This is a genomic window from Rhizobium sp. RU35A, assembly GCF_900156005.1.
GTDB lineage: Bacteria > Pseudomonadota > Alphaproteobacteria > Rhizobiales > Rhizobiaceae > Neorhizobium > Neorhizobium straminoryzae.
Window position 1 is genome coordinate 513,742 of sequence record NZ_FTMR01000002.1, and the last position, 11,436, is coordinate 525,177.

The 11,436-nt window shown below is 63.9% G+C and carries 16 protein-coding genes; 15 read left to right on the top strand and 1 reads right to left on the bottom strand.

Annotation, left to right across the window (positions count from 1 at the left end):
- The first annotated feature begins 214 nt into the window (after positions 1-214).
- From urtE to F3H95_RS07075, 15 genes are all read left to right on the top strand, one after another.
- The gene (gene urtE, locus F3H95_RS07005; RefSeq protein WP_149745378.1) at positions 215-910 is read left to right on the top strand and encodes an urea ABC transporter ATP-binding subunit UrtE; all 696 of its coding nucleotides are present in this window, start codon (positions 215-217) and stop codon (positions 908-910) included.
- Between the two features lie 204 nt (positions 911-1,114).
- On the top strand, positions 1,115-2,254 hold the full coding sequence (locus F3H95_RS07010; RefSeq protein WP_188134312.1) for a PHB depolymerase family esterase: 1,140 nt from the start codon (positions 1,115-1,117) through the stop codon (positions 2,252-2,254).
- Positions 2,191-3,015: an urease accessory protein UreD gene (locus F3H95_RS07015; RefSeq protein WP_143126769.1), complete on the top strand. Its 825-nt coding sequence runs from the start codon at positions 2,191-2,193 to the stop codon at positions 3,013-3,015. The genes F3H95_RS07010 and F3H95_RS07015 overlap by 64 nt, the downstream gene beginning before the upstream one ends.
- 21 nt (positions 3,016-3,036) lie before the next feature.
- On the top strand, positions 3,037-3,339 hold the full coding sequence (locus F3H95_RS07020) for an urease subunit gamma (RefSeq protein ID WP_143126770.1): 303 nt from the start codon (positions 3,037-3,039) through the stop codon (positions 3,337-3,339).
- Between the two features lie 19 nt (positions 3,340-3,358).
- The gene (locus F3H95_RS07025) at positions 3,359-3,664 is read left to right on the top strand and encodes an urease subunit beta (RefSeq protein WP_143126771.1); all 306 of its coding nucleotides are present in this window, start codon (positions 3,359-3,361) and stop codon (positions 3,662-3,664) included.
- Between the two features lie 24 nt (positions 3,665-3,688).
- Complete coding sequence (locus F3H95_RS07030; RefSeq protein ID WP_149745380.1) at positions 3,689-4,108, top strand: lysozyme inhibitor LprI family protein; 420 nt, start codon at positions 3,689-3,691, stop codon at positions 4,106-4,108.
- Between the two features lie 63 nt (positions 4,109-4,171).
- Positions 4,172-5,884 (top strand): urease subunit alpha, encoded by a 1,713-nt coding sequence (gene ureC / locus F3H95_RS07035; protein WP_149745381.1) that lies wholly within the window; start codon positions 4,172-4,174, stop codon positions 5,882-5,884.
- 41 nt (positions 5,885-5,925) lie between these two features.
- Positions 5,926-6,201, top strand: coding sequence for a ribbon-helix-helix protein, CopG family (locus F3H95_RS07040; protein ID WP_149745382.1), 276 nt, complete (start codon positions 5,926-5,928; stop codon positions 6,199-6,201).
- Positions 6,198-6,488 (top strand): type II toxin-antitoxin system RelE/ParE family toxin, encoded by a 291-nt coding sequence (locus F3H95_RS07045; RefSeq protein WP_149745383.1) that lies wholly within the window; start codon positions 6,198-6,200, stop codon positions 6,486-6,488. The genes F3H95_RS07040 and F3H95_RS07045 overlap by 4 nt, the downstream gene beginning before the upstream one ends.
- Before the next feature lie 67 nt (positions 6,489-6,555).
- Positions 6,556-6,999 (top strand): GNAT family N-acetyltransferase, encoded by a 444-nt coding sequence (locus F3H95_RS07050; RefSeq protein ID WP_149745384.1) that lies wholly within the window; start codon positions 6,556-6,558, stop codon positions 6,997-6,999.
- Positions 7,000-7,208: 209 nt separating this feature from the next.
- Positions 7,209-7,745, top strand: a complete 537-nt coding sequence (locus tag F3H95_RS07055) for a peroxiredoxin (protein ID WP_188134337.1) — start codon at positions 7,209-7,211, stop codon at positions 7,743-7,745.
- 176 nt (positions 7,746-7,921) lie between these two features.
- Positions 7,922-8,413 carry an urease accessory protein UreE gene (gene ureE / locus F3H95_RS07060; protein WP_143126778.1) on the top strand — a complete coding sequence of 164 codons (492 nt, stop codon included), beginning with the start codon at positions 7,922-7,924 and terminating at the stop codon, positions 8,411-8,413.
- Positions 8,414-8,419: 6 nt separating this feature from the next.
- Positions 8,420-9,091 carry an urease accessory protein UreF gene (locus tag F3H95_RS07065; RefSeq protein ID WP_149745386.1) on the top strand — a complete coding sequence of 224 codons (672 nt, stop codon included), beginning with the start codon at positions 8,420-8,422 and terminating at the stop codon, positions 9,089-9,091.
- Positions 9,092-9,162: 71 nt separating this feature from the next.
- Positions 9,163-9,783: an urease accessory protein UreG gene (ureG, locus tag F3H95_RS07070; protein ID WP_143126780.1), complete on the top strand. Its 621-nt coding sequence runs from the start codon at positions 9,163-9,165 to the stop codon at positions 9,781-9,783.
- A complete protein-coding gene (locus F3H95_RS07075; RefSeq protein WP_149745387.1) occupies positions 9,776-10,594 on the top strand; it encodes an MBL fold metallo-hydrolase in 819 nt (272 codons plus the stop codon). The genes ureG and F3H95_RS07075 overlap by 8 nt, the downstream gene beginning before the upstream one ends.
- A gap of 40 nt (positions 10,595-10,634) precedes the next feature.
- Here F3H95_RS07075 and F3H95_RS07080 read toward each other — a convergent pair whose 3' ends face one another.
- A complete protein-coding gene (locus tag F3H95_RS07080; protein ID WP_143126782.1) occupies positions 10,635-11,321 on the bottom strand; it encodes a Crp/Fnr family transcriptional regulator in 687 nt (228 codons plus the stop codon).
- Positions 11,322-11,436: the final 115 nt, after the last annotated feature.

Sequence of the window (11,436 nt, forward strand, 5' to 3'; positions counted from 1 at the left end):
CCTCTGGCTGCCGCCATCTCCCCCACAAGGGGGGAGACCTTTCGCGGTGCCGCCTCGGCCCCATGGGGGCGCAGGCGATGAGGCAGGGTAAGCCCCTTTCCTCCTTGTGGGGAGGGGTCTGTTTACCCAATCCCGTGCCTCACATCGTTGCAGAGATGCCCGGCAGGGCAGAGGGGGGTAGCCCCTCGCTTTCAAGCAAGAAGGGAGGCGCAGCATGCTGACAGTCGATACCATCAATCTTCACTATGGCGCGGCACAGGCGCTGCGGGGCGTATCGATCGCCGCACCCATGGGCAAGATCACCTGCGTTCTGGGGCGAAACGGCGTGGGCAAGTCCTCGCTTCTGCGCGCCATCACCGGCCAGCATGGCGTGAGTGCCGGCACGATCAGCTTCAACGGCGAGGTGCTGAACGGCCTCGCGCCCTATGCGCGCGCCAAGCACGGCATCGGCTATGTGCCGCAGGGCCGCGAGATCTTTCCGCTGCTGACGGTCAAGGAAAATCTGGAGACGGGCTTTGCGCCCTTGCCGCGCAAGGAACGCTTCATCCCTGATGATATCTTCGCCCTGTTTCCGGTGTTGAATTCCATGCTGTCGCGGCGTGGCGGCGATCTGTCCGGCGGCCAGCAGCAGCAGCTCGCCATCGGCCGTGCCATGGTCACGCGCCCGAAGATCCTCGTGCTCGACGAGCCGACCGAGGGCATCCAGCCTTCGATCATCAAGGATATCGGCCGGGCGATCAAATATCTGCGCGATTCCACTGGCATGGCCATCCTGCTTGTGGAACAGTATCTCGATTTCTGCCGGGAGCTTGCGGATCACGTCTACATCATGGATCGTGGGGAAATCGTGCATGAGGGGCCGGCCGAGACGCTGGATACGGCGGAGGCGAGGCGGCATCTGACAGTGTGATGCAATTTTATCGCATGGCTGCCTTCTTTCGAAAGGCCGTTCAATAGAAGTATCTAATATGATAGATCGAGCGCGGTTTAACCTAACAGGTCGTCGGTTTTTACGCCCTTTCCCCCTACGAGGCGCTTGATGGCATATGGATTTCGCTTGGGACGGTTCCCGCAGCGGGCTTTCGCCCGGCTGGTTTTGACCGGGAGCCTTCTCATGGGCGGCACCGTGGTGGCCTCGGCTGCCTGCGGCGTGCCGCAGCAGGCCGGCTATCATGACGTGTCCCTGCAGGTGGAGGGCGTGACGCGCCAGGGTGTGGCCTATCTGCCCCCCGCCTATACCGGCGACAAGAAGATGGCCGTGGTCTTCGATTTCCACGGCAGCAACAGCTTTCCGCGCGCCCAGATGCAGCGCAGTTCCTGGGACAAGGTGGCCGAGCGCGAGGGCTTCATCGTGTTCGCCCCGCAGGGCAGCCTGTCCGGCTCGGCCCCCGGCACCTTTGCCTGGAACGTGCCGGGCGTCACCTTTCGCGAGGGCGGGCTGGATGAGGTGGCTTTCATCAAGGCGGCCCTTGCCGAGGTGAAGCAGGATTACTGCGTCGACCCCGACCGCATCTATGCCTCCGGCTATTCCGGCGGCGGGCGCATGATCTCGGCCTATCTGTGCGCAGGCGGCGAGGGTTTTGCCGGCGCGGGCTTCGTCAATTCCCTGCGCGCCGGGCTTCCGACCGAGCGGCGCGACGGTCGCTGGGTGCCGGATGCCACCAGCTGCCAGCCGGCCCGCCCGGTCTCGATCATGGCCTTTCACGGGGTGAAGGACGAATCGAATCCCTATGCCGGCGGCGGCAAGGCCTATTGGCAATATGGGTTCCATGCGGCACTGCAGCGCTGGACGGAACTGGACGGCTGCAAGGGCAAGGCGACGGCGGAGACGGCAGGCGGCGTGACCTTCAGCCTTTACGATGCCTGTGGCAAGGGCGCGCGCATCGCCACCTTCGAATTTGCCGAAGGCACGCATGACTGGCCGCGGCCACAGCCGAATGCCGGCATGATGGCGGCTGCCAGCAAGACCGATGCGGCGGGCGTCGTACAGGTCTCTGCGGTGCGCCGCCCGGGTTTCGATCCGAATATTGATCCGGCCGCGCGGATGTGGGACTTCTTCCGCCGGGCCGACCAGCAGAATGTGGTCGCAACCGTCAACCCGGCACAACCGTCGCTGAAGGCGGTGGCGGCCTGCGGTGACGCGGCAACCATAGACCAGAATACCGAGGGCCAGACGGCCGAGGGGATGACGTGCAGCAACAGCAAGCCGGCGGAGCCGCGCCGCAGCGGGCTCGGGGTAAAGGGCGCCTTGTAACGAAGCAGCTGGCGGGCCGCACCCGGCTTGCCGAACTGTTCCAGGAAGGCTGCGGCAAGATCCGCCTGCCCGAAACCTTCGATCATTCGCTTGAGGCGATCCTCATCAACAGTTCCGGCGGCTTGACCGGCGGGGATCGGCTCAACTGGAGCCTCAGCGCCGGGCCCGGCACGGAGGTGACCGTGACCACGCAGGCCAACGAGAAGATCTACAAGGCGGCCGCCGATACGGCGTTTCTCTCCAGCCATGTGGAGGTCGGCGAGGGGGCGAAGGTCGCCTGGCTGCCGCAGGAAAGCATCCTGTTCGACCGCGCCTCGCTGACGCGCGAACTCTCCGTCGATCTGGCGCCGAGCGCCGAATTTCTCGCCGTCGAGGCGATCATTCTCGGCCGCACCGCAAGGGGTGAACGAACCGAACGCGGCCTGTTTCGCGATCGCTGGCGCATTCGCCGCGCGGGCCGCCTGATCCATGCCGAGGAGGTGCGGCTGGAGGGCGAGATCGCAACGCTCGGCGACCAGCCTGCGGTTCTCTCCGGCAAGGTCGCCTTCGCCACCGTCTTCTATTCCGGCCCCGCCTGCGAGGCCTTCCTGCCGCGTCTGCGGCCTCTGCTCGAAGCCGGCTATGCGGGGGCAAGCCATTGGCAGGACAAGCTGATCGTCCGGCTTGCCGCGCAGGACGGTTTCTCCCTGAGAAAAATTCTTGTGCCTGTCATTTCGCTCTTGCGAAACGGCGCGCCAGTGCCGAAAGTCTGGAACACGTAAAGCAGAAAATTTGGGGAACCCATGAACCTCAGCCCGAGAGAAAAAGACAAGCTCCTGATCTCCATGGCGGCAATCGTCGCCCGCCGGCGGCTGGAGCGCGGCGTGAAGCTGAACTATCCGGAAGCCATTGCGCTGATCACCGATTTCGTCGTGGAAGGCGCCCGCGACGGCCGCGCCGTGGCCGACCTGATGGAAGCAGGCGCCCATGTGGTGACCCGCGACCAGGTGATGGAAGGCATTGCCGAGATGATCCACGACGTGCAGGTGGAAGCGACCTTTCCGGATGGCACCAAGCTGGTGACCGTCCACGAACCGATCCGCTGACAGGCTTGAGGAGACGCCGATGATCCCCGGTGAAATCATATCCGCCAAGGGCGAGATCGAACTGAATGCCGGCCAGCCGACGGTGACGCTGGCGGTCGCCAATACCGGCGACCGTCCGGTGCAGGTGGGCAGCCACTATCATTTCTTCGAGACCAATGCCGGTCTCTCCTTCGAGCGCGACAAGGCGCGCGGCATGCGGCTCGACATTCCGGCCGGCACTGCCGTGCGTTTCGAGCCGGGGCAGACGCGGGAGGTCACCCTCATTCCGCTCTCCGGCAAGCGCGAGGTCTATGGTTTTCGCCAGCAGGTGATGGGCAAGCTCTAGAGCCTTCGAAAGGGTACGCCGCGCATGAAACTGGCCCTTCTCTCCATGCTGTGCGGCTGCGTGCTGCTGGTGGACGGACCGAGTTCCGCCGAGGAGCCGACAGTTGCCTGCGACAAGGCCGTGACCCAGGCGGACATGACGCTGTGCGCGCAGAAGGATTTCGAGAAGGCCGATGCGGGCCTGAATGCCCAGTGGATGCTGACCCGCAAGGCGATGGCCGATCGCGATGCGAGCCTCAGTGCCGAGCAACGCGGTGGCGAGCAGGCCTTGCTGGCCGCCCAACGCGCCTGGATCGCCTATCGCGACGGCCAGTGCACGGCGGAAGGTTTTGCCGCCCGCGGCGGCACGATGGAACCCATGCTGGTGATCGCCTGCAAGGCGGAACTCAGCGAAGTGCGAACCGACGAACTGAAACAACTTGCCGAGACGATCGGCCAACAATGACCGGGGCTTGTCCGGCGCGAGGGGCGCCGGCAGCCCGACTGCGAGACTGGAGCGAGCAAGCCCATGCCCTACAAGATTTCCCGCGCCGCCTATGCCAGCATGTTCGGCCCGACCATCGGCGACAAGGTGCGCCTTGCCGATACCGAACTCTTCATCGAGGTGGAGAAGGATTTCACCACCTATGGCGAGGAGGTGAAGTTCGGCGGCGGCAAGGTGATCCGCGACGGCATGGGCCAGAGCCAGGTGACCCGTGCCAACGGGGCCGTCGATACCGTGATCACCAATGCGGTGATCGTCGATCATTCCGGCATCGTGAAGGCCGATATCGGGCTCAAGGACGGCCGCATCGTCGCGATCGGCAAGGCCGGCAACCCGGATACGCAGCCGGGCGTCAACATCATTGTCGGCCCCGGCACCGAAGCGATTGCCGGCGAGGGCAAGATCGTGACCGCCGGCGGCATGGATGCGCATATCCACTTCATCTGCCCGCAGCAGATCGAGGAAGCGCTGATGAGCGGCCTCACCTGCATGCTGGGCGGCGGCACCGGCCCCGCGCATGGCACGCTTGCCACCACCTGCACGCCCGGCCCCTGGCATATTGCCCGGATGATCGAGGCGGCCGACGCCTTCCCGATGAACCTTGCTTTTGCCGGCAAGGGCAATGCCTCGCTGCCCGGCGCGCTGGAGGAAATGGTGCTGGCGGGCGCCACCTCGCTGAAGCTGCATGAGGACTGGGGCACGACGCCGGGCGCCATCGACTGCTGCCTCTCGGTCGCCGACCAGTATGACGTGCAGGTGATGATCCACACCGACACGCTGAACGAAAGCGGCTTCGTGGAAGATACGGTCGGCGCCATCAAGGGCCGCACCATTCACGCCTTCCACACGGAAGGGGCAGGCGGCGGTCACGCGCCGGACATTATCAAGATCTGCGGCGAGCTGAACGTCATCCCGTCCTCCACCAACCCGACGCGGCCCTACACGGTCAACACGCTCGCGGAACATCTCGACATGCTGATGGTCTGCCATCACCTGTCGCCGTCGATCCCCGAAGACATCGCCTTTGCCGAAAGCCGTATCCGCAAGGAAACCATTGCGGCGGAAGACATCCTGCACGATATCGGCGCCTTCTCGATCATCTCCTCGGACAGCCAGGCCATGGGCCGCGTCGGCGAGGTGATCATCCGCACCTGGCAGACGGCCGACAAGATGAAGCGCCAGCGCGGCGCGCTTGCCCAGGAAACCGGCGACAACGACAATTTCCGCGTCAAGCGCTATGTGGCGAAATACACGATCAACCCGGCGATCGCCCATGGCGTTTCCCACGAGATCGGCTCGGTGGAAGTCGGCAAGCGCGCCGACCTCGTGATCTGGAACCCGGCCTTTTTCGGCGTGAAGCCGGACATGGTGCTGATGGGTGGCGTGATTGCGGCAGCCCCCATGGGCGATCCGAACGCCTCGATCCCGACGCCGCAGCCGGTGCATTACCGCCCGATGTTCGGCGCCTATGGCAAGGCCCGCACGAACTCGTCCGTCACCTTCGTCTCGCAGGCAGCGCTCGATGCCGGCCTTGCCAACCGTCTTGGCGTTGCCAAGCAGCTGGTGGCGGTGAAGAACACCCGCGGCGGCATTTCCAAGAAGTCGATGATCCACAACGACCTGACGCCGCATGTGGAAGTCGATCCGGAAACCTACGAGGTGCGCGCCGACGGCGAGCTGCTGACCTGCGAGCCCGCTACCGTGCTGCCGATGGCGCAGCGGTATTTCCTGTTTTGAGAGCCTCTTTGGTCCGCCGATGGGCTGTGCTAGGATGTCGCATGAGCATCAAGGAGACTGTCAGCATCGACGGTGATTTGAAAAAGCGTCTCGCGGTCATCGCGGAACGCGAAGGCTCGACCGTGTCTGAACTGGCGGAAAGCGTTTTGCGGCATCATGCGGAGGATGTGGAGCGCCAGGAGGCTGAGTTCGCCGAGGATGATCGCCGATGGGCGAGATATCTGGAGACCGGCGAATGCATTTCCTTCGAGGACATGATGGTGGAGCTTCAGTCTTTGGCTGACGAGGCAGGTCATAAGGCGGCCGGCGCTGCGTGAAGATTGTTGTTCTGCCTGAGGCCAGGGAGGATCTTATCCGTCTTCGCAGCTTTCTCTTGGTGCGGAATCCTCTTGCGGCGCAAAAAGCTATGCTGGCGATCAGGGGCGGCTTTTTTCGTCTCCGGGACACTCCGAAGCTTGGTGTGGAAGTGGAGGGGCGGCCGGGCGACCGCCAGCTCTTCATTCCATTCGGCAATGGCGCCTATGTTCTTCGTTACAGATTGGACGAGGCGCAGGACACTCTGATCGTGGTCCGGATTTGGCACGGGCGGGAAAGCAGAGACTGAGACGCAAAGATCGCCTGTTTCTTCCGTTCCTCGCCTACCTTTGTTTCTTTTGTCGACCGGTACGACGATGACCATCGAAATCCGAAAAATGACCGGGACGGATCTGGACGTGTGGTCCCGCATGCGCGCCTGCCTGTGGCAGAGCCTTGATCTCGACGGCCATCGTGCGGAGATCGTCACCATGGTCGGTAATGTCCGTCATCGGGCCTATCTTGCCGCCGGGTCGACCGGTGAGGCCTACGGTTTTGCCGAGGTCTCGATTCGCGATTATGCCAATGGCTGTACGCAGACCCCGGTGCCGTTTCTGGAAGGAATATGGGTGGAGCCGGCGGTGCGGCGTCTGGGTGTCGGCGCGGCACTTCTCTCCGCCATCCAAGCGGAATTGCAGGCAGAGGGATATGTGGAACTCTGCTCGGATGCGAGACTTGAGAACCTTGTCTCGCATGAGGCTCATGCTGCCTGGGGCTTTCAGGAGACCCAGCGGGTGGTCTATTTCCGCAAGGCGCTGTGAGAGCGTTTTGCCGCAAGGACGGTGATGGGAAGCCTGCGACGATGCAGTCGGTCACCTTTTACGTCATGCGCGTTATGCATGGCTCCCATGCGCCGCTGTTGAAATCGGCCTTCCATGCTGCGCTGCACGCAAAAATTCACTAAGGGGGAAGGGTAGGTTAAGCCCGCACATGTGCCGGGGCGCTATCAATTTCAAGGAGATGAACCATGCTGATTGGCCGCAGGGTGCCCGATGTTACCTTCCGCACGCGCGTTCGCGATGAATCGATTGGCGGTCCCAACCCCTTCCGCTGGCAGGACGTAACGTCGAGCGATTACTTCGCCGGCAAGCGCGTCGTGCTGTTCTCGTTGCCGGGCGCGTTTACGCCCACCTGCTCCACCTACCAGCTGCCGGATTTTGAAAAGCTCTATCCGGACTTCCAGGCGGAAGGCATTGACGAGATCTACTGCATCTCCGTCAACGATGCCTTCGTCATGAATGCCTGGGGCAAGTCGCAGGGTCTGGAAAACGTCAAGCTGATCCCTGACGGTTCCGGCGAGTTCACCCGCAAGATGGGCATGCTGGTCGCCAAGGACAATCTCGGCTTCGGCCTGCGTTCCTGGCGCTATGCCGCCGTCATCAACAATGGCGTGGTCGAGCAGTGGTTCGAGGAGGAAGGCTTCTCCGACAATTGCGACAGCGATCCCTACGGCGTCTCCTCGCCGCAGAACATTCTCGAGACGCTGCGCCGCAAGGAAGCCGCCTGAGTTTCTATGTGGGGGCGGTGCGTTTCGATGCGCTGCCCCGTCCATTGCCCGAAGGGCGGATGAGGGGGCCTTCGAGATGCCGCTTCCCGTCCATCCCCTGTGCATTGCAAAATCCCGCTTGTCAGGTGCGGCCGGCTTGGCAATGATGGCGGCGAAGTCACAGGAACAGAAATCCCATGCAGCATGTCCATTCCTATCGTCCGGCCGGCGAAGTGTCCGATCCGCCCGTCGATACCGTCACGCTTCCGCACGATCTGCGCCACCTGCGCCGCAAGCTTCTGCATCTCTCGAATGGTGACATGGTGATGCTGGACCTGAAGGAGGCCGTGCTGTTCCACGATGGCGACCGGCTGGTGCTGGACAATGGCGATACGGTGGAAGTGAAGGCGGCGGCGGAAAAGCTGTTCGAGGTGAAGGCGCGCTCGCCGCTGCATCTGATCGAACTTGCCTGGCATCTCGGCAACCGCCATCTCTCGGCACAGATCGAAGAAGGCCGCATCCTCATTCTGCGCGATCACGTGATCCGCGCCATGCTGCAAGGGCTGGGCGCCACGGTGACGGATGTGGAAGAACCCTTCCAGCCGGCCCGCGGTGCCTATCATGGGCATGGCCACAGCCATGATCACGCGCACGGCCATGACCATGGCCACGACCATCACCACGATTGAGCCGTGATGCCGGGAGCGCTGGAAACGCAGGCCCTGCTGCGGCTGATGGCCTGGCTTTCGCCGGCCTTTCCGGTCGGCGGCTTTGCCTATTCCGGGGGGCTGGAGCGGGCCGTGCACGACCGCCTGGTCACCGACGCGGCAAGTCTGGAACAGTGGCTGTCGACGCTTCTGGCGCATGGAACGCTGTGGAACGATGCGGTTCTGTTTGCTGAGGCACAGGCTGCCAAGGGGGACGCCGGGGCGCTGACGGAACTGGCCGACCTGGGGCTCGCGCTGGCGGGCTCGGCGGAACGGCATCTGGAAACGCTGTCGCTCGGCCGTGCCTTTATCGCAGCCGCCACCGCCTGGCCGCATCCCGTGTTCGCCGCCCTGCCACGCGACTGCCCCTATCCGGTGGCGGTTGGTGCCGTGGCGGAAGCGCATGCTATTGGCGCCGTTCCGGCACTGGCAGCCTTCCTGCATGCGGCGCTGTCGCAAGGGGTGTCGGCCGGCATCCGCCTCGGGGTCGCCGGCCAGCAACAGGGGGTGGCGATTCTGGCCCGTCTGGAGCCGGTGATGGCCGATGTGGCGGCGCGGGCGGCAAGCGCCAGTCCTGACGATCTCGGCACGGCAACCGTGCAGGCCGACATCGCCTCGCTCCGGCACGAGGTGCAGGTCTCGCGTCTGTTCCGGTCCTGAAATTTGCCGCCTTGTGCGCCGCAGCGACGGCGCTATTCTGCGATCCCAGAACTCGAAAGGGCATAGCAATCATGACATCCGCAAACGGACCTCTTCGCGTCGGCATTGGCGGGCCGGTCGGCTCCGGCAAGACGGCCTTGACGGAAAAGCTCTGCAAGGCGATGCGCGAACAGTATTCCGTCGCCGTCGTCACCAATGACATCTACACCAAGGAAGATGCGGAGGCGCTGGTGCGCATGCAGGCGCTCTCCTCCGACCGCATTGTTGGCGTGGAAACCGGCGGCTGCCCGCATACCGCCATCCGCGAGGATGCGACGATCAACCTGCAGGCGATTGCCGGGCTGAACGAGCGCTTTCCGGATCTCGATGTCGTCTTCATCGAATCGGGCGGCGACAATCTGGCAGCCACCTTCTCGCCTGATTTGGCCGACATCACCATCTATGTGATCTCCACCTGTCAGGGCGAGGAAATTCCCCGCAAGGGCGGCCCGGGCATCACCCGCTCCGATCTGCTCGTCATCAACAAGAAGGATCTGGCCCCTTATGTCGGGGCGGATCTCGACGTGATGGACCGCGACGCCAGCAGACAGCGCGCCGGCATGCCTTTCGTCTTCACCGATCTGAAGCGCGGCGAGGGCGTCGATCACATCGTCCGCTTCCTCGAAACGCATGGCGGTTTGCAGCATGTCTGAGGCGCGGCGGTTCGGCGCCTATGAGGTGAGCGTGTTGGTCGACGGCGTTTATCAGGCGCCGATCGAGCACCTTTCCCATGCCACCAGTCAGGCGGCACGGGATGCGGCGGTCGCAGCTTGGGGAAAGCCGACGGTGGACATGGACGTCAACCTGTTCGTGCTCAAGGGGCCGGACGGCATCAGTCTCGTCGATGCGGGAACGGGACCGTTCTGGGGCCCGCAACTCGGGCTGGGGCGGGAAGCGCTCGCCGCCGCCGGCATTCAGCCGGCCGACGTCGTGCGCGTGCTGCTGACCCACCTGCATGGCGATCATGCGCTCGGCCTTTTTGGCGAAACGGGGCGCTATTTTCCGAATGCTGACGTCCATGTGCCGAAACCCGATCTCGATTTCTTCGGCAATGCCGCCCTGAAGGCCACGGTTCCCGCCTATCGCAGTGGCGGTTTCGACATTGCGGCACGGTTGCTGGCAACCTACGGCGACCGGGTGAAGCCGGTGGAGGAAGGCCCGGTTCTGCAGGGCATCGAGGCGATTGCGATGCCGGGCCACACGCCTGGCCATTTCGGCTATCTCATCGGCGAAGGCGACGGGCGGCTTCTGCTCTGGGGCGATCTGGTCCATGTGCCGTCCCTGCAACTTGCCGATCCCGATGTCTGCTTCATCTACGATGCCGATCCCGCCGCAGGAGCGGCGAGCCGCCGGTCGATCTTCACGCGCGCCAGCCGCGAGCACTGGGTGGCTTCCGGCGGTCATGTCTCCGGTTTCGTGCAGGTTGAACGTGCCGGTGACGTCTGGCGGTTCAGCCCGGCCTGACGGTCTTCGGCGACCGGGCATCGGCGTGCGGCCGGTTGGCCTATATTTCCTTCAACGCCTCCACGTCGCCGATCTGGATGACGCGGCCGCGCACGGTGACGCCGGTGCGGCGCAGCGACGAGAAGGCGCGCGAGAGCGCTTCCGGCGCAAGCCCCAGCATGCCGGCCAGCAGGCTCTTCTGATAGGGCAGGCGGATCGAGGCCGGACCGTTGTCGCTCGGGCAACGGGTCAGAAGATAGTCTGCCACCCGCTGCGGAGCGGTGTGGAGCCGGTCATTGACCACGCAGTCCATCGTCGACAGCAGATGGTCGGAGAGCGTTGCCATGATCGCCTTCGAAACGGTCGGGTCCTGTTCGGCAAGCTCGCGCACATCCTGCATGTCGAACCGCGCCAGGCTGACATTTTCCGCGGCCTGTGCGTTGAATCGATAGATGTCTCCGCCATAGATCAGGCATTCGGCAAAGATATCGCCCGGCCCGCAGATGCGGATATCCGCCTGACGTCCATCGCGGCTGACGCGGTAAAGGCGCACGTACCCGCTCAGCAAGGCGTAGAAGGCCATGGCTGGCTCGCCTTCGCGGAAGATCGTTGCGCGTGCGGGAAGCGCGGTGATGTGCGCGCTGTCCAGCAGGCGGGCGAGGGCGCTTGGCGAAAGCGCTCGCATGAAACCCGTCTTGGAAAGCAGGCTGCGTTCCCGGTGATTGGCTCTGTGATTTCTGTCCAGCATCTTGCGTCGCTCCCCTTGCACTGCATCGCCCTTCGGACTGCGAACCGGGGAGAAGATTAGCACCTCGAAACAAGGCCCGATTTGACGTCGATCAAACCGGGCCTTGTGGGTGCGA

Bases quoted from the DNA above. Each gene is read 5' to 3' on its own strand.
- urtE (WP_149745378.1), top strand. From the start codon at position 215: ATGCTGACAGTCGATACCATCAATCTTCACTATGGCGCGGCACAGGCG.
- F3H95_RS07010 (WP_188134312.1), top strand. From the start codon at position 1,115: ATGGGCGGCACCGTGGTGGCCTCGGCTGCCTGCGGCGTGCCGCAGCAG.
- F3H95_RS07020 (WP_143126770.1), top strand. From the start codon at position 3,037: ATGAACCTCAGCCCGAGAGAAAAAGACAAGCTCCTGATCTCCATGGCG.
- F3H95_RS07025 (WP_143126771.1), top strand. From the start codon at position 3,359: ATGATCCCCGGTGAAATCATATCCGCCAAGGGCGAGATCGAACTGAAT.
- F3H95_RS07030 (WP_149745380.1), top strand. From the start codon at position 3,689: ATGAAACTGGCCCTTCTCTCCATGCTGTGCGGCTGCGTGCTGCTGGTG.
- ureC (WP_149745381.1), top strand. From the start codon at position 4,172: ATGCCCTACAAGATTTCCCGCGCCGCCTATGCCAGCATGTTCGGCCCG.
- F3H95_RS07040 (WP_149745382.1), top strand. From the start codon at position 5,926: ATGAGCATCAAGGAGACTGTCAGCATCGACGGTGATTTGAAAAAGCGT.
- F3H95_RS07050 (WP_149745384.1), top strand. From the start codon at position 6,556: ATGACCATCGAAATCCGAAAAATGACCGGGACGGATCTGGACGTGTGG.
- ureE (WP_143126778.1), top strand. From the start codon at position 7,922: ATGCAGCATGTCCATTCCTATCGTCCGGCCGGCGAAGTGTCCGATCCG.
- F3H95_RS07065 (WP_149745386.1), top strand. From the start codon at position 8,420: ATGCCGGGAGCGCTGGAAACGCAGGCCCTGCTGCGGCTGATGGCCTGG.
- ureG (WP_143126780.1), top strand. From the start codon at position 9,163: ATGACATCCGCAAACGGACCTCTTCGCGTCGGCATTGGCGGGCCGGTC.
- F3H95_RS07075 (WP_149745387.1), top strand. From the start codon at position 9,776: ATGTCTGAGGCGCGGCGGTTCGGCGCCTATGAGGTGAGCGTGTTGGTC.
- F3H95_RS07080 (WP_143126782.1), bottom strand. From the start codon at position 11,321: ATGCTGGACAGAAATCACAGAGCCAATCACCGGGAACGCAGCCTGCTT.